Source organism: Skermanella sp. TT6 (assembly GCF_016653635.2).
GTDB lineage: Bacteria > Pseudomonadota > Alphaproteobacteria > Azospirillales > Azospirillaceae > Skermanella > Skermanella cutis.
Genome location: NZ_CP067420.1, coordinates 3,269,072 through 3,287,387, shown reverse-complemented (window position 1 = coordinate 3,287,387; position 18,316 = coordinate 3,269,072). Strand labels below are relative to the sequence as shown.

Below are 18,316 nucleotides of genomic sequence, written 5' to 3'. Positions count from 1 at the left end.
CCGGGCAGGGCGGCCGGCCTGGCGGTCACGGGGCGGCCTCCCGCAGGACGACGGTCGGGAGCCGGACGGTGAAGACGATCGGTTCGGTTCCAGCAAGCTCTTCCAGCGTCGGTTCCGGTGCGCTCCCAGGTGTCACGGGCGCGTCCTCGGGACCGAAGACGGTGATGGGGACCACGGCGGTATAGCCGTCGCGGGCCGAAGCCGGGGGAGCCGCCGCGAGGGGAGGCGGAGGGGGAGCCGGAGGTGCCGCCGCCGGCACTGCCGCCGTCATCGTCACCGTCCCGCCCGGCTTGCGCCGAGGCGCCGGCGGCCAGAAGATCGGCGGCTGGTAGGGCGTGACCTTCGCGACGGCGGGAAGCATCGCGGCCGCAGGCGCCGCTGAGTCTCCCAGCAGGTCCGGGGGCGGCAGCGGCTTCGGCGGCAATGGGGGAACCGATGCGGTCAGCCGCCCTTTCCCCGGCGCCGGGATCGAGTAGCGTGCCGGAGTGATGCCCGACGCGACGGAGCCGGAACCGGGCGGCGCCGGCTGCTGGGCGGACACGGCCTGGACGCTTCCCAGCAGCAGGACGGCCGCCACCCGCGCGGCGGCAGGAAACCGGGGCAGGCTCATTCGGCTGCCGGGGATTTCGGCAGGTCCGCGGGGAGCAGGCGCGGCGCGTGGGTCACCGGGTCGATCACGACCCGCAGGATGCCGTCCTCGCCGATCTGCGTCTGCACCGGCCTGCCGGTCGCCGGGTCGAAGGGGCCGTCCGTGTTGCCGGTCCTGGGGTCGGTGCGGAAATTGACGGCGATGCTGTCGGGCGGCCGGCCACCGGCGCGGAGCGTCTCGCAGCCGGCCAACAGCACCAGCGACAGCGACGCGGCGAGCGCTCTCCCGCCGGCCACCTGGGACGAGCGTCCCGAGCCGCCGCCTGCGGACCGTTTGCCAGGAGCCTTGTGCGAAACCAACGAGTCCATCCAGTCGATATGATACCCCTGCCGCCGGGTCGGCCTGGCGGAACCATGATGTCCGGCAGTGGTTTGCTTTCCGTTACTCGAAGGGAATGAAGATGGAATACGTGAACCTCAAGGGGGCGCGGGTGCCCGCGCTCGGCCTCGGAACCTGGCAGCTGTCGGGCGCGCAGTGCGCCGAGGTGGTCCGGGCCGGTCTCGCGATGGGATATCGCCATGTCGATACCGCGCAGGCCTACGGCAACGAGGAGCAGGTCGGCGAGGCGCTGGCCGACTCGGGCATCCCTCGCGACGATATCTTCCTGACCACGAAGGTCTGGTACGAGCGCATCGGCGACGGCGAACTCCAGCGCTCGGTCGACGAAAGCCTAAGGAAGCTGCGGACCGACCATGTCGACCTGCTGCTGATCCACTGGCCCAACCCCAAGTTCCCCCTCGGCGAGAGCCTTCAGGCGCTGTCGGACGTCAAGGCCGCGGGCAAGGCGCGCAACATCGGCGTCAGCAATTTCCCGACCGCCCTGCTCAAGGACGCGGTCGAGCGGCACAAGGCCGACCTGCTGTGCAATCAGGTCGAGTATCATCCCTTCCTGTCGCAGCGGCCGGTGCTGGAGTTCGCCCGCTCCCACGACATGATGGTGACGGCCTACAGCCCGATCGCCCGCGGCGAGGCGGCGACCCATCCCGTCCTGACCCGGATCGGGGAGAAGCACGGCAAGTCGGCCGTCCAGGTAACGCTGCGCTGGCTGATCGACCAGAGCAACGTCGCGGCGCTCCCCAAGGCCAGCGGCGAGAAGCACCTGAGGAGCAACTTCGAGATCTTCGACTTCCGGCTGGACGCCGACGATCGGGCCGAGATCGACTCGCTGCGGGGCGACCGCCGGCTGGTCAATCCCGGCTGGGCGCCGGCCTGGGACGCCGCCTGACTTAGTGGTCCCGCACAGAGTTTCTGGTGACGTTCGGCGGAGCGGAGTGCGGTAGGGCGGCCTTCGCCCGTCAGGGCGAACGCCGACACCCTGCATCGACCCTCCAAGGCCGACCTACGATAAATCGATCAAGAACGCTTTGCCGGGCCGCTAGAGCGGTTCCCGATAAGGTTGGGCCGCTCAGGTCCACTCTTCGCACTGTGTTGCGCCATGGGCGCAACCTACTGGTTCGATGCAGGGCGGAGATGATGCGGGCCGACGGTCGTAGTTGCGCCCATGGCGCAACGCATCGGATCGGCTGTCCCGGGCGGGTCGACCTGATCGAGTACCGCCCTAATGGAAGACGGTCCGGGGCGGCGGTTCCTGCTGTTCCAGACGGACGGCGATGGGGCTCGCCTGGTGATGCACCATCCGCCAGGTGCCGCCCTCGTTCACGAAGATGTTGGTCGCGGCCAGGACGCCGACTTCCAGAACCTCTTCGCAGATGACGATGGCGGTATCGCCGTAGATGAAGGCATGGTCATTCCGGCTGAAGGCCTTCGGCGTCGCGGGGTTCCTCATGATGTCCCGCAGGCTCGTCAGGACCAGCGTGCGATCCACCAGCGGCGCCCAGCCGGGATGGATGCACAGGACCGGCGCGTCCTGTGCCCAAAGCATCTCCATCGCGGCGAAGTCGCGGCTGGAGAAGGCATGGTAGAAGGCGCGGTTGGCGGCTAGCGCGTCGTCCAGGGTCGGACCGGCCGCCGCTGTGGTGATAGTCGGACGAGGGGCCATGGCGGTCGCTTCCGGTAGGAGGAGTGTCGACCGCGAGCCTACCCCATTCAGATGTCTTCGGCGAGTCTGAAGCCGGAGAACTGCCACCGCGCCGAGGGCGGGAAGAAGTTGCGGTACGTCGCCCTGACATGGTCGGACGGCGTGACGCAGGAGCCGCCGCGCAGCACCATCTGGTTGCACATGAACTTGCCATTGTATTCGCCGACCGCGCCCGGCGGCGCCTTGAAGCCGGGATAGGGCGAATAGGGGCTGGCTGTCCATTCCCAAACATCGCCGAACATCTGCCAAGGGCCCATCCCGGCGCAGGGCGACGCCGTCGGGTGAAGCGTCCCGCACTCCACCAGGTTGCCGTCGACCTGCTGCGTCCGGCCGAACAGCTCCCACTCCGCTTCGGTCGGCAGCCGCTTGCCGGCCCAGGCGGCATAGGCCGCGGCCTCGTAGAAGCTGACATGGCAGACGGGATCGGAATCCACCAGCGGGCGAAGCCCGGCCAGCGTGAAGACATGCCAGTCGCCGTGCTGCTTCTGCCAGTACAGCGGCGCCCGCCATTGCTGCGACTCGACCTCGTTCCAGCCGTCGGACAGCCAGTATTTCGGCTTGTCGTAGCCGCCGGCCTCGATGAATTCCCGGTACTCGCCGCAGGTCACCGGCCGTCCGGCGAAGCGGAAGGGCTGGACGTAGGTGTGGTGCCTCGGCGTCTCGTTGTCGAAGCAGAAGCCCGTGCCGTCGGGGTCGCAGCCGATCTGGACGAGACCGCCGGCATGCTCGAACCATTTCTGGGGCGCCGTGGTCGCGGCCGGCTGGTTCTGGGCGGACTGGTATGCCGGAAGCAGCGGATTGGACCAGAAAACGTGCTTGATGTCGGTCAGGATCAGTTCCTGGTGCTGCTGCTCGTGGTTGAAGCCCAGCGTCAGGATCTTCGACAGTTCGTCCAGCGTGTCGTCCGGAACCTGGCGGATCAGCCGGACGCAGGCGGCGTTGACATGGTCGCGGTAACGCTGGACCTCGTCCCAGCTCGGCCGCGACAGCATGCCGCGGTGTGGGCGCGGATGGCGGCTGCCGAGATTATTGTAGTAGGAATTGAAAAGGTAGCCGAACCGTTCGTCGAAAGCCGTGTAGCCCTGGGCGTACCGATTCAGCAGGAAGACCTCGAAGAACCACGTGGTGTGGGCGAGATGCCATTTGGTCGGGCTGACATCGGGCATCGACTGGATGATCTGGTCCTCGGGGGTCAGCGGGGCGGCCAGCCCCACCGTACGGCCGCGAACCCGCATGAACCGGCGGACCAGCCGTTCGCGCACGCTCGGGGCGGCTGCGAGTTCGATGACGTCCTGCATGGCCTCGATCATCTTCTTTTTCCTCCGGCGCATCAGCATGTTCGCCATCAAGTAATCTGATGGCGTGCATGAATTTGGGAGATGGAACACCTCTTCCGGGGATTGGGTCAGCATCTCCGACGGGGCTATGCCGAAGGAGTACCTGCCGAGGTGTCCGTTTCCAGGAGAAGGCATATGCCTTGCGGTATCGTGCTACCCGCCGACTGCACGTAAAGGTTAGGCGTTCATGAACGGCGTCATTCATACGCCGCGATGCTGCGTTGCAGCAAACAGGGATGGTGCGAGCCCCGAGAATGCTTAGATTCGAAACGTCTGAACCGAGCTTTGGGACTTCGCATCATGGTCATCCTCTCTCTTTGCGGTGACAAGTACAATCGCCCCAGCGAAAAGCTGGAGGATCTCACCCCGCTGGATCGCGCCTGGAAGCGCGTGGTGGCGCGCATCAGGCACATCGGCAAACACCGCGGCGAGGCGCCCGTTGTTTCCGCGCCTCCGCGGACGGCCCGCACCGCAGCCTGATCCGGCTGCCCGTCCGGCCCGTGCCGGATGAAGCGAGCCCGATGAAGAGGGCCGGACGTTCAGTCGCCGGCCCCGGCGGTCTGGAACATGGCAAGGGTTTCCGGCCCGAGCCATGTCGCGAGCGACCCGCCGCAGACCATTCCGGCCACGAAGATCGCCGCCGCCAGCGCCAGTTGCCGGACACGCCCGCCCCTCCGATCGCCGCCGGTCGCATCGATGTCCGCGCCGTCCGCCGCCGGCTTCTCCGGATCGCCACTCCCCGCATCACCCTCGCCATCAGGCGCCAGGGTGGTGAACTCCGGCTTCGCCAGGGTTTCGGTGATCGTCCGGGTCATGTCGTCGAACGAGAACTCGGCGTCCGGCAAACGGCGGTGGCGGTGAATCCGGCCCAGCAACTCGGCGGTCAGGAAGATATAGTCCTGGGTCGAGTGGGTGCCGCGATTGAACAGGGTGGAGGGCGCCCGCTTGACCTCCGCCTTCAGGATTTCCGGATCGAAGCGGATGCGGTTTCGGTACAGCAGGCCGGAGAACTGGCTGCCCAGGTCCTTCAGCGTCTGCTGGTCGCGGCGGGTCCCCTCGAACAACGATACCAGGATCCCGTTGACCACGAGGCCGGGACTGAGGCCGCCGCGCAGCGCGTTCACCGTTTCCACCGTCCGCTGGACGCCCTGGATCGAGAAGGCTCCCGACGTGGTCGGGATCAGCACGCTGTCCGCCGCGATAAGCGCGCTGAGCGACAGCAGGCCCATGGCCGGCGGACAGTCGATCACGACGAAATCGAACCGGTCCTCCGAAAAGGTCAGGTAGCGCTTCAGCCCATGGTTGGGCCTGACCCGATCGTCCAGCCCGGTTTCCAGCAGGGTCAGCGCCCGGGTGGACGGGATGATCCACAGGTTCTGCACCACGGTCTCGTGCAGCGCGTCCTCGATCACCGCCTGCTTTCGGATGACGTCCACCAGGTTCGGCGATGCGCCGGTGCGCGACAGGACGGTGGTGCTGCTCTGCTGCGGGTCGATGTCGACCAGCAGGCAACGATATCCCGCCGCGGCCAGGCACACGGAAAGGTTAAGCGAAACCGTGGTCTTACCCACGCCGCCCTTGTGGTTGTAGATGGCGATCGTATGGGTCGGCGAGGTTCGCGGCGAGACGTTCGGGCTCGATGTCATCAACAGGGTTCCGGAAGGGCGCCTTCAGGCAACACGGGCGGCTGCGGTTTCGTACCGAAGGTTTAACCCGTGCCGCCGGATTGGGCAACATCCCGCCGAACGATTTACCCATAAAGTCACGGCATGATGCCGTGACCGTCAGTTTCCGCCGAGCACGAAGGTAAAGGAGTTGTCCTTCATACGCTGGTCCAGCGTCAGCATGTCGCCCAGCGGAGAGGTCTTGACGGTTTCGACGATGCTGCTGAGGATCGGCCCGACGAGGTCGGGATCCTTGGAATCCAGTGCCTTGTCGAGTCCCTTGAACAAACCGTCCAGCGCTTTGCCCTGGGTCTCGAACTGCCCCTTGAGGTAGGTGACCAAGACATCGCGATCCGCGCAGATCTTGGCGATCGCAGCATCACGTTGTGCCGCGATCAATTCCCGCTTCGTCGTTTCCTGCTCCCTGACGATCATCCACTCCTTGTATGCGTCGATCAGCCTCTCGGCCGCCGCCGCAAGTTTGGTGGGATCGGCAGCCTTGATGAGGCTGCCAGCTTCTGCTTTCGGTTTGGACATGCTGTTCCGACCCTATCTTCAAGCGCTGCCGGCCGGAACGGAAGCGATCAAACCGTTGGCATCACGCATGGCTTGGGCGCTGGCGGCCGTCAATTCGCCGAGTTCGTTGGTGATATCCACTTCTATGACCTGATAAAGCGCTCCTCCGAGCGCAAGGACGGTCTTGTAAAGTGCCTGCTCGTGATCGGCCAAGTCGCCATAGTTGACTTTTTCTTGGCCTCGGGCATCCAGCATGGCTTCCGCTCCCTGAAGCAATGGTTTGGTCCGGGCTTCGAGGCATCGGATCGTCTTGCCGATCTGGGCGGAGCGCGCGTCGATCGCTCGGGTCTTGAAAATGGCCGTTTTCATCTTCTCCACCATCACGTCGACCTCGGCGGCATAGGCCGTGGCTTCGGTCAGGCCCTTCTCCGCCTTTATGGCCGCGGCTATGCCCATGATCGCCAAAGCCGGGCCGGCCACCAATCCTCCTAAAAGCGCCGTGCCTCCGGCCATGCCGGCGCCGCCTGCCGATATCGCGCCGCCGCCAAGCCAGGCAAGTGCCGCATTGGTAGCGGCAGCACCGCTCAGGGCGCCTATCGCAGTGCCGGTAGATGCGGTACCGATCGTGAAGGCCAGCCCTGCGGCGCCGAAACCCGCCAGCGCACCGGTGGTCAGCCCGCCCGCCGCCGCGGTCAGGATGTCCTGCGCCTTGAAGGCGATGTCCTTCATATCCTGGACGGTCTCCGGAGTGACCGTAATGCCCGGGACGATCGCCATTTTCATCTGGTCTTTGCCGACATGCACCCGGTCCGCCACGGCGACGACCCGCTTCAAGGTGCCGGAACTCGCCGCCAGCTTCGCGCGGCCCAGCTTCGCAAGGGCTTCGTTGGTTTGATCGCCGGCCCGCTGAAGCCGTTCTTGCGCCTCTTCCAGGCGTGTCTTGGCCTTACCGGCGATATCCTTGGCTTTGCTCATATCGGTCGCGGCGCTTGCGACACCGACCAGCCCGACGCCGCCGACTAGGACGGCCGCGCCCGCCAGGATCAGGGGAATCGGCATCTCAGGCACCCTCCATCATCATCACCTTGGCCTCACTGGCCAGGGCAAGCTGGCGCATGACCCACTCGCGCTGAGCCAGCAACTCATCGTCCGTGAAGCCGAATTCCGCGCCGATGCGCGACAGCAGGATTTCTTCCTCCGCATGAACCTCCCCGTCGGAATAGGCCAGCCCTGCCAGTTCCAGCATGACGGCGACCCGCGAACGGCGGCTGTCGATCACGCTCGCAGCCGTCCTGATGTCCATCTCAGGAACTTCGGCAAGTTCCGGGAGGCCCATCTCGGCGCGCATCGCGGACAGCATTGTCTCTTCCTGGGGGGCGAGGTGGTAGTCGGCTTGGATGACCGCATCGGCAAGGGCCAGGAAGGCGGTTTTCTCCAGATCGTCCAAAGCGGAAAGGAACACGTCTGTCGTCCCGTCTCGTTGTTCATGGTTCAGGAAATGGAAGGCTCGCCGAAGCATCGGATTGCAGCGCAAGGCAGGCGGCGTGGGTGGCCGCGTGGTAATCGGATCTCGTCATGTGTGCGGCGAAAAGGGCCTCGTACATCTGGTCGATCCGGCATAAGTCCGGACGACTTTCATAAATCGTGCAGAGATTGGAGGATTCGGAGAAATGCCGGCAGATGCCGTCTCCACGATCAAGCTCACGGTATAGAGCATGTCGTTGAAGCTGCCGACAGCAGTGTCCGCAAGACGAGCAGGCAAAGTGCGGATTCGGGACATGGATTTTATCAGTATGATTTTCTGCCAACTCATAAGAAACATCATAGATCACGACGTCTGCCATGTGGATGTGGCCAAGTTCCAACCCCAGGAAAGCAGGAAAACGTCATTTATCCCCGCTTCGGCGTTGCGGCTGATTCCCTGCCGTCAGGATGGAAGCATAACCTCATATTCCGTCGGCAGCAATCAATGAGAGGTGTCGCGGAAGAGTAATGCAATCTAATGAGTACAGTCGTGTTCAGAATCATCTATCTGAATCACGCTGAAATGACCGAACCCGCGCTGCCGATTGAGGCGACGACAGTTCCCATGCCGAAGCGTCCCGCCAATACTTCCGGCTGTCGAGAACGACTCAGCCTTCGGATAGGTCAATGGGGGCGGACTGGTATGACACGGCATGGTAACGGCGACGCGTGTGCCGGATGAATCGGAACATTGGTCAGTGCTCCATCTCTCACGGCGTCCAATATCGTTCCACCCGTAGGGTATCGATATTCCCGGCGAAGCGTCCGGCCCCTTTTCGGGCGGGCCGGACGCTTGAGGACTCTCAATCCGCCTGTGCCTTCCGCGGCATGAAGCCGCGGGCCGGGTTGTAGCCGTAGATGGCGGCGGCCAGGAACACCGCCAGGGCCAGGACGGTCCAACCCAGGGACACCCAGTTGATCTGCACGTAGAGGGCGAACCGGATCAGTTCGACCGCGTGGGTGAACGGGTTGGCGGCGCAGATCTGGTAGAGCAGCACGCTGGATTCCTGCATCTTCCACAGCGGATAGAGCGCCGAGGACAGGAAGAAGGTCGGGAAGATCACGAAGTTCATGACTCCCGCGAAGTTCTCCAGCTGCTTGATGGTGGAGGACAGCAGCATGCCGACGGCGCCCAGCATCAGTCCGCTGACGACCAGGGCCGGCAGCGCCGTCAGGTAGCCCAGGGGCGGCAGCACGATGTCGAAGGCGGCGGCGATCGCCAGGAAGGCATAGACCTGGAGGATCGAGACGGCGGTTCCGGCCAGCAGCTTGGCCGTCAGCAGGAACCAGCGGGGCAGGGGGCTGACCAGCAGCGTCCGCATGCTGCCCATCTCCCGGTCGTAGACCATGGACAGCGAGCTCTGCATCCCGTTGAACAGCTGGATCATGCCGACCAAGCCCGGGACGATGTAGGTCTCGTAGGTGATGTAGGTCTCGTAGGGTGGGATGATCGAGAGGCCCAGCGCCGCCCTGAAGCCCGCCGCGAACACCAGCAGCCAGACCAGCGGGCGGACCAGCGCCGCCAGGAAGCGTTCGCGCTGGTGCAGGAACCGCAGCACCTCGCGGGTCACGATGCCGTTGAGGGCGCGCCAGTAATGAAGGTTCATGCGGCCACCTGGTTGATCAGCCGGTGGAAGGTCTGGGTCAGGTTGGTCGAGGCGTTGGTCCGGTTGACCTCGCTGACGGTGCCGTCGGCGAGGATGCGGCCCCTGTGGATCACGACGACCCGGTCGTCGGCATGGACCTCGTCGATCAGGTGCGTCGCCCACAGCACCGCCATGCCCTGGGTCCGGCACAGGTCGTGGACATGCTCGACGATGCCGCGGCGGGCCGGGACGTCCAGCCCCACGGTCGGCTCGTCCAGCACCAGCAGGTCCGGCCGGTGGAGCAGCGCGCGCGCCAGCTCCACCCGGCGCCGATGGCCGCCGTTCAACTGGCGAACCTTCTCGCCCTCCCGCTCGCCCATGTCCAGCCGCTCCAGCGCATCATCGATCCGGCCGGCGGCATCGCGTCGCCCGATGCCGTGCAGGGCCGCGAAATAGTGCAGGTTCTGGCGGACGGTCAGGTCGAGGTCGAGCGTGGGCTGCTGGAACACGACGCCCATCCGGGCCAGCGCACGGGTCGGCTGGTCACGCAGCGCGATCCCGCAGACGCGGATGGATCCGCGGGGCGCCTCGAACAGCCGGGTGATCAGCGAGAACAGCGTCGTCTTGCCCGCGCCGTTTGGCCCCAGCAGGGCGGTGAACTCGCCCTCGTTCACACGGAAGGATACGTCGTCCAGGGCGAAGCCTCGGCCATAGCCGTAGCTGAGCCCCTCGATCTCCAATGCGGGTGCGGTCATCTATCCCTTGCGTTTCCTCCGGGCCCGGGTCCGGGGCCCACATCCCCTTATATACTATTCCTTGATCGCCACGCCCCAAGGATAACGGCCGACCGGGATCGACTTCACCACGCTCATCGACTCCACATCGATCACCGACACGTCGTTGCTGACCCCGTTCGACGTGAAGAGCCGCTTCTGGTCCGGGGTGAACTCCAGGTGCCAGACTCGGCGGCCGACCAGCAGGTATTTCTCCACCTCGAAGGTCCTGGCATCGACCACCGCGACGTGGTTGGCCGGACCCAGCGCCACGAAGGCGTAGCGTCCATCGTCGGTCAGCTTGACCCCGACCGGCTGGATGTTGTCCTTGGCGATGCCCTTGATCGCGAACTGGATGGTATGCTCGACCTTGCGGGTCGCCGTGTCGATCACCGCCAACGTTCCGCCGATCTCGGCCGAGACCCACAGCTTGGACCCGTCCTTGGAGAATTCCGCGTGGCGCGGCCGCGCGTCGACCAGCGTATTGTCGACCAAGGTCCGCTTGGCCGTATCGATCCAGTGAACCATGTTGGTCGTCTCGGACGTGTTGACGGCCCAGGCGCCGTCGGGGCTGACCGCCATCCCCTCCGGCTCCACGCCGACATCGATCTGGTAGGCGACCTTCCGTTGCGGAATATCCACGACCGTCACGACGTTGTCGTCCTCGTTGGCGACGAACAGGTGGGTGCCGTCGGGATGCAGCGCGAACTGCTCCGGGTCCTCGCCCGAGGGGAGATTGTGCAGGATCTTTCCGGTCGCGACGTCGAGCACCTGGACGGTGTCGTCGTCGCTGGCGCAGATGTAGAGCAGGCTGCCGTCGGCGTTCAGGGTGATCCCGCGCGGGCGCTTGCCGACCTTGATGGTCTTGGTCACCTGGAGGGTCCGGGCGTCGATCACGCTCAGCGTGTTGTCCTTCTCGTTCGAAACGAAAACTGTCTGTCCGAGCGCCGGCCCGGCCAGGACCGACGTCACGACCGCCGCCGCCGCCGCAACCCTCACGATCTTCATCGCACCGTTCTCCCTAGACGTCATGTTCGCGGCCAAGGTATCGGCATGGGCGGGGTGCGGCGCATTAGACTTTGGAACCATGCCGGGTCGGCCCAGTACTTCGGGCAAAAAACCTTGTCCCGTCTATACTTGCGTAATCTCATCATCCGCCGGCTGCTACCATAGTCCAATTAGTGCCCAAGCCGGTCCTGGATATGATCCATCGCAACGAAGCGATCACCGCTGTTTGCGAAAGGACCTGATAATGAACGCTCGGTTCGCCCGGCTCTCCGCCGCCGCCCTCCTGCTGGGCGGTCTTGCCGCCGCCCCGACGGCCGCCTTCGCCCATGGCGACGTCACTCCCCAGGCGGTGGACATCAGCGGGCTGGAGCCCCTGGGCAAGGAATGGCGGGACAGCAATCCCTACCGGGGCAACGAGCGGGCCATCGAGATCGGCAAGTCGGCGTTCAACCAGAACTGCGCCCGCTGCCATGGCCTGGGCGCCGTCTCCGGCGGCATCGCGCCGGACCTCCGCTTCCTGGAGCCCGGCGACAGCGGCGACGAGTGGTACAAGGAGCGGGTGGTCAACGGCGCGATCCGCAACGGCGTGACCTATATGCCCAAGTTCGACGAGGCCCTGGGGCAGGAAGCGCTCTGGACGATCCGCGCCTGGCTCGAAACCGTCGCCGAACAGTGAGCGTGTCCATGGCAGGAACGATCGCTTCCTGGTGCCGCGCCGTCGCCGCCGCGGTCGTCCTTACGGCGGCGACGGCGGTCTCGGCCGCGGCCGTGCCGCTCGACGACGTGGTGGCGCGCGGGGTGGTCCGGATCGCCGTCTACCGTGATTTCCCGCCTTTCTCCTACCGCGAGGACGGTGTCCTCAAGGGTGCCGACGTCGACCTGGGCAAGGCGATCGGCGAGAAGCTGGGGCTGCGGGTCGACTTCATGGAACTGACCGCGGACGAGACCATGGACGACGATCTGCGCAACGCCGTCTGGAAAGGGCCGATCCTGGGCGGCGGCGTCGCCGACATCATGATGCATGTGCCGGTCAACCGGACCTTCGCGCAGCGCAACGATCTGGTGGTCATCTTCGGGGCGTACCAGCGGGAGACCTACGCCGTCGCCCGCGATCCGGCGCGCGTTTCCGAGACCGCGGGGTTTCCCGTGTTCCAGACCGAGAAGGTCGGGGTCGAGCTGGATACCGTCCCCGACTTCTATCTCAGCGGCGCCTTCGGGGGCCGGCTCGCCGCCAACGTGGTCCACTATACCAATGTCGGGCAGGCGGTCGCGGGCCTGCGCGCGGGTGCCGTGGCGGCGGTTTTCGCCCCGCTGAGCGAACTGGAGGGAGCGCTGGGACCCGATCGGGCCAAATTCCCGATCGGATCGATGCCGGCGCCGAACCTGACGCCGGCGGAATGGCCGATCGGCCTGGCGGTGAAGCACGATGCCCGCGACCTGGGCTACCGGGTCGGGGACATCGTGACCGAGCTTCTCGAAAGTGGTAAGGTGACGGAAATCTACGGGAATCACGGGCTGACGCACAATCGGCCTGCCCAATAGGATCCCAATGGGATCGAGGACCCGAAGCGGACGCTCCCACGAAGCATGGGGGCGCATAGGATGGGGAGAGCGCGCGTGCTGAAGACCCTTGGCGCAGTTTTGGCCGCGGTGGTGCTGGCGACCTCGGCTGCGAGCGCCGTCGCCACCGAACCCGATCCTCTCCGCTCCGTGATGTGGGACGACATGCATGCCGTCATCCTGGGCGGCGGACCGGTCCGGTTCGACGGGCGGGTCCGGGTCTCCGCCCCCGCGAGCGCCGAGGACGCGCTGAACGTGCCGGTGTCGGTCGATGCGACGGCCCTGGGCGCGGTGGAGGAGATAGTCGTCTTCGCCGACATGAACCCGATCCCGCGGATCCTCAACTATCGCCCGGTCGCGGCTCGGCCGACCATCGCGCTACGCCTCAAGCTTCAGCAGGCGACTCCGATCCGGGCGGCGGCGCGGACGCCCGACGGCGTCTGGCACGTGGGCGGGGTGTTCGTCGACGCGGCGGGCGGCGGCTGCACGTCCCCGGCGCTGGCCCATGGCGATCCGACCTGGGAGCGGCATCTGGGGGAGGTGCAGGCCCGCGCCTGGACCTCCCCCGAATCCGGTTTCACCCGCCTTCGCCTGCGGGTGCGCCATCCGATGGACACGGGCCTGGCGCCGGGCATCCCCGCCTTCTACCTGGAGGATCTGGCGATCCGGGACGCCGACGGGCGCGAGTTGGCGCGGATCGACAGCTTCGAGCCCGTGTCGGAGAACCCGGTCTTCACCGTCGAGGTGACGCCCTCGCCCGGAAGCCGGTCTCTCGGCATCGGCGGCCGCGACAACAACGGCACGGAGATCGAGGCCGAGGTTCCCCTGCCGTGGCGGCAGAGCGCGCTGGACCCCGTCCGGCGATGAGAGGCACGCTCAAGGGGGCGGTCGGGCTGCTATGCCTGATCCTGATGCCGGCGGGCGCCGTCCAGGCCGCCGGGCGGACCTATGGCCTGGAGGCGCGCCGGATCGCCGCCGACACCTATGTGTTCGAGGGGCAAGCCGAGCATTTCACCGCCGAGAACGGCGGGAACATCCTCAATTCCGGCTTCATCGTCACCGACGACGGCGTGATCGTCATCCAGACCGGACCGAGCCGCCGATATGGCGAGGAGATGAGGGCCGCGATCGGCCGGGTGACGCCGCGGCCGATCGCGAAGGTGTTCGTCAGCAACCTTCATCCCGACTATTTCCTCGGCTCCCAGGCCTTCGCCGACGTGCCGGTCGCCGCCCTTCCGGGCACCATCGACGGCATCCGCAGCGAAGGCCCGGCGGTCACCGAGAACATGTACAGGCTGATCGGCGACTGGATGCGGGGAACCGAGGTGGTCGTCCCGACCGAACCCGTGCTGGGCGCCACCGTCGTCTATGGCGGGCATCGACTTCGCCTGATGCCGCTGGACGGGCACACCGCGGCCGACCTCGCGCTGTTCGACGAAACCACCGGCGTCCTCTTCGCGGGCGGGCTCGTGTTCTCCGACCGGACGCCGACCACGCCGCACGCCGACATCGCGCGGTGGCTTCGGGCGCTCGACGAACTGGAGGCGCTGGACATCGCCGTGCTGGTGCCCAACCACGGCACCGTCCGGTCCGACGAAGCAGCGATAGGCCAGACCCGGGATTACCTGACCTGGCTCGACGCGACCCTGCGCGGGGCGGCGGAGACCGGCCTGGACATGAACGAAGTCATGGCGATCGAAATACCGGCGCGATTCGCCGTCCTCAACGTCCTTCGGGAGGAATTCACGCGCTCGGTGGCGCACCTATACCCAAAAATAGAACAATCTGTATTGCCGCGCGTGAACTAAAGAGGGTCCGATTCGGCTCAACCCGCTTCCTCACGGGCGCGGGATGATTTGCGTTTCCTTGATTTTGCATCTCCATACCTATTGTACTTTTTGCCAATTGCTTGGGTCCGGCATGAGGTTAAGCTCCCCGACCAAGGACAAACAGGCCTGCGGGCCCGGGAAGATTTGGCAAGGCCGGGGCTTGGCTGTCGGGGCGGGATTGCTCCGGCGGCCGCCCGGCGACCCGGCGCCGGCGTCGTGTGCTCTTGAGGGAGGCTGACTTTATGAAGCGAATTAAGACGTCTTATGCCGTGGCGGGCGCCGTCGCCGGCGGGCTCGCCTTCGGTCTGGCGACGGGTGCCGCGCAGGCCGCCGGCCCGACCAACGACGACATCCTGAAGGATGCCCAGACGCCCGGCGACGTGCTGACCTATGGCATGGGCCACCAGGGCCAGCGCCACAGCCCGCTGAAGGCGCTGAACACCGACACGGTCAAGAAGCTGACTCCGGTCTGGGCCTTCTCGTTCGGCGGCGAGAAGCAGCGCGGCCAGGAGTCGCAGCCGATCGTCCATGACGGCACGATCTACGTGACCGGTTCCTACTCCCGCCTGTTCGCGCTGGACGCGCGCACCGGAGAGAAGAAGTGGCAGTACGAGGCGCGCCTGCCGGAAGGCATCATGCCGTGCTGCGACGTGGTCAACCGCGGCGCCGCCATCCTGGGCGACAAGGTCTATTTCGGCACGCTCGACGCCCGCCTGGTCGCCCTCAACAAGGACACCGGCAAGGTCGTCTGGAACAAGAAGGTCGCCGACTACCAGGCCGGCTACTCGATGACCGCGGCGCCGCTGATCGTCGACGGCAAGATCATCACCGGCAATTCCGGCGGCGAATTCGGCGTGCTGGGCGCGGTCGAGGCCCGTGACGCCGAGACCGGCGAGGTGATCTGGACCCGGCCGACCATCGAGGGGAACATGGGGACCCTCAACGGCAAGGAAAGCACCATGACCGGCGTACGGAACGCCACATGGACCGGCGACCTTTGGCAGACCGGCGGCGGCGCCACCTGGCTGGGCGGCACCTACGACCCCGAGACCAAGCAGCTCTTCTTCGGTACCGGCAACCCGGCGCCCTGGAACTCGCACCTGCGCCCGGGCGACAACCTCTACACCTCGTCCACCCTGGCGATCAACCCGGACAACGGCGAGATCAAGTGGCACTTCCAGACCACGCCGCATGACGGCTGGGACTTCGACGGCGTCAACGAGTTCATCTCGTTCGACCTCAAGAAGGACGGCAAGATCATCAAGGCCGGCGCCAAGGCGGACCGCAACGGCTTCTTCTTCGTGATCGACCGGACGAACGGCAAGCTGCTGAGCGCCACGCCGTTCGTCACCCAGACCTCCTGGGCGAAGGGCTTCGACCTCAACACCGGCCGCCCGATCTATGTGGAGGAGAACCGTCCGCCGAACCCGATGGACGGCGGCGGCGCCGCGGCCGGGCAGGGCAAGCCGATCTTCGCGGCCCCGAGCTTCCTGGGCGGCAAGAACTGGATGCCGATGGCCTACAGCCCGGAGACCGACCTGTTCTACGTCCCGGCCAACGAGTGGGGCATGGACATCTGGAACGAGCCGATCACCTACAAGAAGGGTGCTGCCTATCTGGGCGCCGGCTTCACCATCAAGCCGCTGTTCGACGACTATATCGGCGCGCTCCGCGCGGTCGACCCGAAGACCGGCAAGATCGTGTGGGAATACAAGAACCCCGCTCCGCTGTGGGGCGGCGTCCTGACCACCGCCGGCAACCTGGTCTTCACCGGCACGCCGGAGGGCTTCCTGAAGGCCTTCGACGCCAAGACCGGCGCCGAGCTGTGGAAGTTCAACACCGGCTCGGGCATCGTCGGCAGCCCGGTCACCTGGGAGATGGACGGCGAGCAGTATGTTTCCGTCGTGTCCGGCTGGGGCGGCGCCGTCCCGCTGTGGGGCGGCGAGGTCGCCAAGAAGGTCAAGGACATCAACCAGGGCGGCATGCTCTGGGTGTTCAAGCTGCCGAAGGCCTGAGGCCGGTGCCGAAGCTTCGGGACGCCTGATTGGATGGCTTCGGGGGGCCGGTGCGAACCGGCCCCCTTTTTCCGCTGAGGAACCGCGCTTTTGTGACGAGTTCCATCTTGCATCGTGCCGTAACCCGAAGCACACTCGGTTATCAGGAAACGCCGCTACAACGAGCGCAACAAGCAGCCATGTGCAAGGTTCTGATCGCGGACGATCATCCGCTGTTTCGAGACGCCCTCAAGACTGCGCTCTCGCTATCGGTCGAGGGCAGCCTCCCCACGGAAGCCTCAAACCTAGAGGAAGCCATCGAGGCGATCCGCACGCAGGGCGATTTCGACTTGGCGCTGCTCGACCTGTCCATGCCGGGGGTGAACGGCTTCAGCGGCCTGCTGGCACTCCGCGCCCAGTTCCCGGCCCTGCCGGTCGTGATCGTCTCCGCGCACGAGGACGCCAAGCTGGTCTATCAGGCGATCGATTACGGCGCCGTCGGATTCATCCCCAAATCGACCCCGCGCGAGGAGATGGCGGAAGCCCTTCGCACCGTCATCAAGGGCAACGTCTATGTTCCCCCGCATATCCAGCGCGAGCAGCGTACGACGGAGTGCAACGGCCGGGACGACGATGCGGAGATCGCCCGCCGGATCGCGACCCTCACCGCCCAGCAACTCCGCGTGCTGGAAATGCTCGGCACCGGCAAGCTGAACAAGGAGATCGCGTTTGAGCTGAACATCGCCGAGACGACGGTCAAGGCCCATGTCTCCGCGATCCTCCAGAAGCTGAAGGTCTACAGCCGCACCCAGGCGGTGGTCTTCGCCTCCAAGCTCCATTTCGACAGTTTCCAGGGCGCTCGGTAATCAGCTTCCGGAACGGGTCACAGATTTACTTGTCCACAGATCAACGCAGATGGACACAGATAATTATTTGAGCTCTTCCTTATCTGTGTCCATCTGCGTTGATCTGTGAATGATGTAATTACTTCGTACCCAGTGATCAATGCTCTGGCCCGTCAGAACCCCTGTGCGGGAACGACAGCCGTGATATGCCGGGGCGCCGCCATCCGGTCCGCGGCGCGCCGGGGCGGCACCATCCTGCTCCGGGAAGGGTCCAGGTCGAAGGGCGCCGTCCAGACCTTGGCGAGGCGGTTGCGGATCTCCGCCCGGGTGAGGTCGTCGAGCAGGATGCGGTGGCTTCCTGCGTCCGGGAAATGGTCGTAGCGCAGGCCGGTTCCGCTGAAGTCGGCGAACAGCTCGATCGAATGCCCGACATCGACGACGATGACGAAGGGTGGCGGGCCTTCCCGGGCGGGCAGGGCGCGGGCGTAGGCCAGCGCCTGGAGCCGGGCGTCGTTCATCGTGCGCTCCCAGTGCTTGCCGCCGCGGACCGCCGTGCCGCGCCGGGTCTTCAGCGACAAGGTCTTCTGGTCGCTGCCCTGTTTCGCCTCCAGCACGAAGCAGCCGCGCTTGTAGAGGTCGATCCTTCCCGTGCTGACCGCGCCGTAGGCACGTGGATACGCCACTTTCCGTTCGAACACATAAAGGTTGTAGCGGTCGTCGTCCCGCGTGGGGTCGGGCCTGGGAACCCCGATCAGATCGCACAGTTCCGACAGGAACAGCTGACAGTTCGCGCGCTCTCCCGCGCCGGATTCCTTCCATCGGCTGATGAAGGCTGGAATAGGGTCGGCGATCACCGCGGATGCGAACTTCATGAGGGAACCCATGGTGGATGTTCCCGCCAAAATACATTCGTACTCACACGAAGGCAATTTTATGCATTCGGGTGCGACAGTATTGTTTGATTAGAAAGAAATTTAAGTTTACCCCAATACT

General features: G+C 65.6%; 21 protein-coding genes. 8 read left to right on the top strand and 13 right to left on the bottom strand.

All coding sequences use genetic code 11. The features are described 5' to 3' along the window. Window positions 1-25: 25 nt before the first annotated feature. Window positions 26-610 carry a hypothetical protein gene (locus IGS68_RS15555; RefSeq protein ID WP_201070766.1) on the bottom strand — a complete coding sequence of 195 codons (585 nt, stop codon included), beginning with the start codon at window positions 608-610 and terminating at the stop codon, window positions 26-28. Further along, on the bottom strand, window positions 607-948 hold the full coding sequence (locus tag IGS68_RS15550) for a hypothetical protein (RefSeq protein WP_206379339.1): 342 nt from the start codon (window positions 946-948) through the stop codon (window positions 607-609). The genes IGS68_RS15555 and IGS68_RS15550 overlap by 4 nt, the downstream gene beginning before the upstream one ends. A 101-nt stretch (window positions 949-1,049) precedes the next feature. Here IGS68_RS15550 and IGS68_RS15545 point away from each other — a divergent pair, with 101 nt between their 5' ends. Further along, window positions 1,050-1,874, top strand: coding sequence for an aldo/keto reductase (locus IGS68_RS15545; RefSeq protein WP_201070760.1), 825 nt, complete (start codon window positions 1,050-1,052; stop codon window positions 1,872-1,874). A 333-nt stretch (window positions 1,875-2,207) separates the two neighbouring features. Here the strand turns inward: IGS68_RS15545 and IGS68_RS15540 are convergent, their stop codons facing one another. Beyond that, window positions 2,208-2,648, bottom strand: a complete 441-nt coding sequence (locus IGS68_RS15540; RefSeq protein WP_201070757.1) for a nuclear transport factor 2 family protein — start codon at window positions 2,646-2,648, stop codon at window positions 2,208-2,210. Between the two features lie 47 nt (window positions 2,649-2,695). Next, entirely contained in the window at window positions 2,696-3,997 is a 1,302-nt protein-coding gene (gene egtB / locus IGS68_RS15535; protein ID WP_247880887.1) for an ergothioneine biosynthesis protein EgtB, read from the bottom strand. A 327-nt stretch (window positions 3,998-4,324) separates the two neighbouring features. On the opposite strand from egtB, the gene IGS68_RS15530 reads away from it, so the two are divergent. Next, window positions 4,325-4,504: a hypothetical protein gene (locus IGS68_RS15530; RefSeq protein WP_201070754.1), complete on the top strand. Its 180-nt coding sequence runs from the start codon at window positions 4,325-4,327 to the stop codon at window positions 4,502-4,504. Between the two features lie 59 nt (window positions 4,505-4,563). Here the strand turns inward: IGS68_RS15530 and IGS68_RS15525 are convergent, their stop codons facing one another. The 8 genes from IGS68_RS15525 to IGS68_RS15490 form a co-directional block, all read right to left on the bottom strand. Then, window positions 4,564-5,670: a ParA family protein gene (locus tag IGS68_RS15525; RefSeq protein WP_201070751.1), complete on the bottom strand. Its 1,107-nt coding sequence runs from the start codon at window positions 5,668-5,670 to the stop codon at window positions 4,564-4,566. 138 nt (window positions 5,671-5,808) lie between these two features. After that, the gene (locus tag IGS68_RS15520) at window positions 5,809-6,225 is read right to left on the bottom strand and encodes a hypothetical protein (protein WP_201070750.1); all 417 of its coding nucleotides are present in this window, start codon (window positions 6,223-6,225) and stop codon (window positions 5,809-5,811) included. Window positions 6,226-6,243: 18 nt separating this feature from the next. After that, complete coding sequence (locus IGS68_RS15515) at window positions 6,244-7,263, bottom strand: hypothetical protein (RefSeq protein ID WP_201070747.1); 1,020 nt, start codon at window positions 7,261-7,263, stop codon at window positions 6,244-6,246. Window position 7,264: 1 nt separating this feature from the next. Beyond that, on the bottom strand, window positions 7,265-7,666 hold the full coding sequence (locus IGS68_RS15510; RefSeq protein WP_201070745.1) for a TerB family tellurite resistance protein: 402 nt from the start codon (window positions 7,664-7,666) through the stop codon (window positions 7,265-7,267). A 22-nt stretch (window positions 7,667-7,688) separates the two neighbouring features. Further along, window positions 7,689-8,048 carry a YkgJ family cysteine cluster protein gene (locus IGS68_RS15505; RefSeq protein WP_201070743.1) on the bottom strand — a complete coding sequence of 120 codons (360 nt, stop codon included), beginning with the start codon at window positions 8,046-8,048 and terminating at the stop codon, window positions 7,689-7,691. A 483-nt stretch (window positions 8,049-8,531) separates the two neighbouring features. After that, window positions 8,532-9,335, bottom strand: coding sequence for an ABC transporter permease (locus IGS68_RS15500; RefSeq protein ID WP_201070741.1), 804 nt, complete (start codon window positions 9,333-9,335; stop codon window positions 8,532-8,534). Continuing rightward, window positions 9,332-10,069: an ABC transporter ATP-binding protein gene (locus tag IGS68_RS15495; protein WP_201070740.1), complete on the bottom strand. Its 738-nt coding sequence runs from the start codon at window positions 10,067-10,069 to the stop codon at window positions 9,332-9,334. The genes IGS68_RS15500 and IGS68_RS15495 overlap by 4 nt, the downstream gene beginning before the upstream one ends. 54 nt (window positions 10,070-10,123) lie before the next feature. Then, window positions 10,124-11,095, bottom strand: coding sequence for a YVTN family beta-propeller repeat protein (locus IGS68_RS15490; RefSeq protein WP_201070738.1), 972 nt, complete (start codon window positions 11,093-11,095; stop codon window positions 10,124-10,126). Window positions 11,096-11,339: 244 nt separating this feature from the next. On the opposite strand from IGS68_RS15490, the gene pedF reads away from it, so the two are divergent. The 6 genes from pedF to IGS68_RS15460 all read left to right on the top strand — a co-directional run bounded on the left by pedF (window position 11,340) and on the right by IGS68_RS15460 (window position 17,344). Continuing rightward, complete coding sequence (gene pedF / locus IGS68_RS15485) at window positions 11,340-11,771, top strand: cytochrome c-550 PedF (protein WP_201070736.1); 432 nt, start codon at window positions 11,340-11,342, stop codon at window positions 11,769-11,771. 8 nt (window positions 11,772-11,779) lie between these two features. Further along, window positions 11,780-12,637 (top strand): substrate-binding periplasmic protein, encoded by an 858-nt coding sequence (locus tag IGS68_RS15480; protein ID WP_201070733.1) that lies wholly within the window; start codon window positions 11,780-11,782, stop codon window positions 12,635-12,637. 75 nt (window positions 12,638-12,712) lie between these two features. Continuing rightward, on the top strand, window positions 12,713-13,522 hold the full coding sequence (locus IGS68_RS15475; protein ID WP_247880885.1) for a quinoprotein dehydrogenase-associated SoxYZ-like carrier: 810 nt from the start codon (window positions 12,713-12,715) through the stop codon (window positions 13,520-13,522). Beyond that, window positions 13,519-14,463 carry a quinoprotein relay system zinc metallohydrolase 1 gene (locus IGS68_RS15470; protein ID WP_201070728.1) on the top strand — a complete coding sequence of 315 codons (945 nt, stop codon included), beginning with the start codon at window positions 13,519-13,521 and terminating at the stop codon, window positions 14,461-14,463. The genes IGS68_RS15475 and IGS68_RS15470 overlap by 4 nt, the downstream gene beginning before the upstream one ends. A gap of 263 nt (window positions 14,464-14,726) precedes the next feature. Continuing rightward, window positions 14,727-16,499 (top strand): methanol/ethanol family PQQ-dependent dehydrogenase, encoded by a 1,773-nt coding sequence (locus tag IGS68_RS15465; RefSeq protein WP_201070725.1) that lies wholly within the window; start codon window positions 14,727-14,729, stop codon window positions 16,497-16,499. Window positions 16,500-16,678: 179 nt separating this feature from the next. Continuing rightward, window positions 16,679-17,344, top strand: a complete 666-nt coding sequence (locus tag IGS68_RS15460; protein ID WP_201070722.1) for a response regulator transcription factor — start codon at window positions 16,679-16,681, stop codon at window positions 17,342-17,344. 152 nt (window positions 17,345-17,496) lie between these two features. Here IGS68_RS15460 and IGS68_RS15455 read toward each other — a convergent pair whose 3' ends face one another. After that, complete coding sequence (locus IGS68_RS15455; protein WP_201070719.1) at window positions 17,497-18,207, bottom strand: type IIL restriction-modification enzyme MmeI; 711 nt, start codon at window positions 18,205-18,207, stop codon at window positions 17,497-17,499. Window positions 18,208-18,316 lie beyond the last annotated feature (109 nt).

Coding starts and splice junctions, on each gene's coding strand:
- IGS68_RS15525 (WP_201070751.1), bottom strand. CDS start 5,670: ATGACATCGAGCCCGAACGTCTCGCCGCGAACCTCGCCGACCCATACG.
- IGS68_RS15545 (WP_201070760.1), top strand. CDS start 1,050: ATGGAATACGTGAACCTCAAGGGGGCGCGGGTGCCCGCGCTCGGCCTC.
- egtB (WP_247880887.1), bottom strand. CDS start 3,997: ATGATCGAGGCCATGCAGGACGTCATCGAACTCGCAGCCGCCCCGAGC.
- IGS68_RS15515 (WP_201070747.1), bottom strand. CDS start 7,263: ATGCCGATTCCCCTGATCCTGGCGGGCGCGGCCGTCCTAGTCGGCGGC.
- IGS68_RS15465 (WP_201070725.1), top strand. CDS start 14,727: ATGAAGCGAATTAAGACGTCTTATGCCGTGGCGGGCGCCGTCGCCGGC.
- IGS68_RS15530 (WP_201070754.1), top strand. CDS start 4,325: ATGGTCATCCTCTCTCTTTGCGGTGACAAGTACAATCGCCCCAGCGAA.
- IGS68_RS15540 (WP_201070757.1), bottom strand. CDS start 2,648: ATGGCCCCTCGTCCGACTATCACCACAGCGGCGGCCGGTCCGACCCTG.
- IGS68_RS15555 (WP_201070766.1), bottom strand. CDS start 610: ATGAGCCTGCCCCGGTTTCCTGCCGCCGCGCGGGTGGCGGCCGTCCTG.
- IGS68_RS15505 (WP_201070743.1), bottom strand. CDS start 8,048: ATGGCAGACGTCGTGATCTATGATGTTTCTTATGAGTTGGCAGAAAAT.
- IGS68_RS15470 (WP_201070728.1), top strand. CDS start 13,519: ATGAGAGGCACGCTCAAGGGGGCGGTCGGGCTGCTATGCCTGATCCTG.
- IGS68_RS15460 (WP_201070722.1), top strand. CDS start 16,679: ATGTGCAAGGTTCTGATCGCGGACGATCATCCGCTGTTTCGAGACGCC.
- IGS68_RS15455 (WP_201070719.1), bottom strand. CDS start 18,207: ATGGGTTCCCTCATGAAGTTCGCATCCGCGGTGATCGCCGACCCTATT.
- IGS68_RS15480 (WP_201070733.1), top strand. CDS start 11,780: ATGGCAGGAACGATCGCTTCCTGGTGCCGCGCCGTCGCCGCCGCGGTC.
- IGS68_RS15500 (WP_201070741.1), bottom strand. CDS start 9,335: ATGAACCTTCATTACTGGCGCGCCCTCAACGGCATCGTGACCCGCGAG.
- IGS68_RS15520 (WP_201070750.1), bottom strand. CDS start 6,225: ATGTCCAAACCGAAAGCAGAAGCTGGCAGCCTCATCAAGGCTGCCGAT.
- pedF (WP_201070736.1), top strand. CDS start 11,340: ATGAACGCTCGGTTCGCCCGGCTCTCCGCCGCCGCCCTCCTGCTGGGC.
- IGS68_RS15490 (WP_201070738.1), bottom strand. CDS start 11,095: ATGAAGATCGTGAGGGTTGCGGCGGCGGCGGCGGTCGTGACGTCGGTC.
- IGS68_RS15495 (WP_201070740.1), bottom strand. CDS start 10,069: ATGACCGCACCCGCATTGGAGATCGAGGGGCTCAGCTACGGCTATGGC.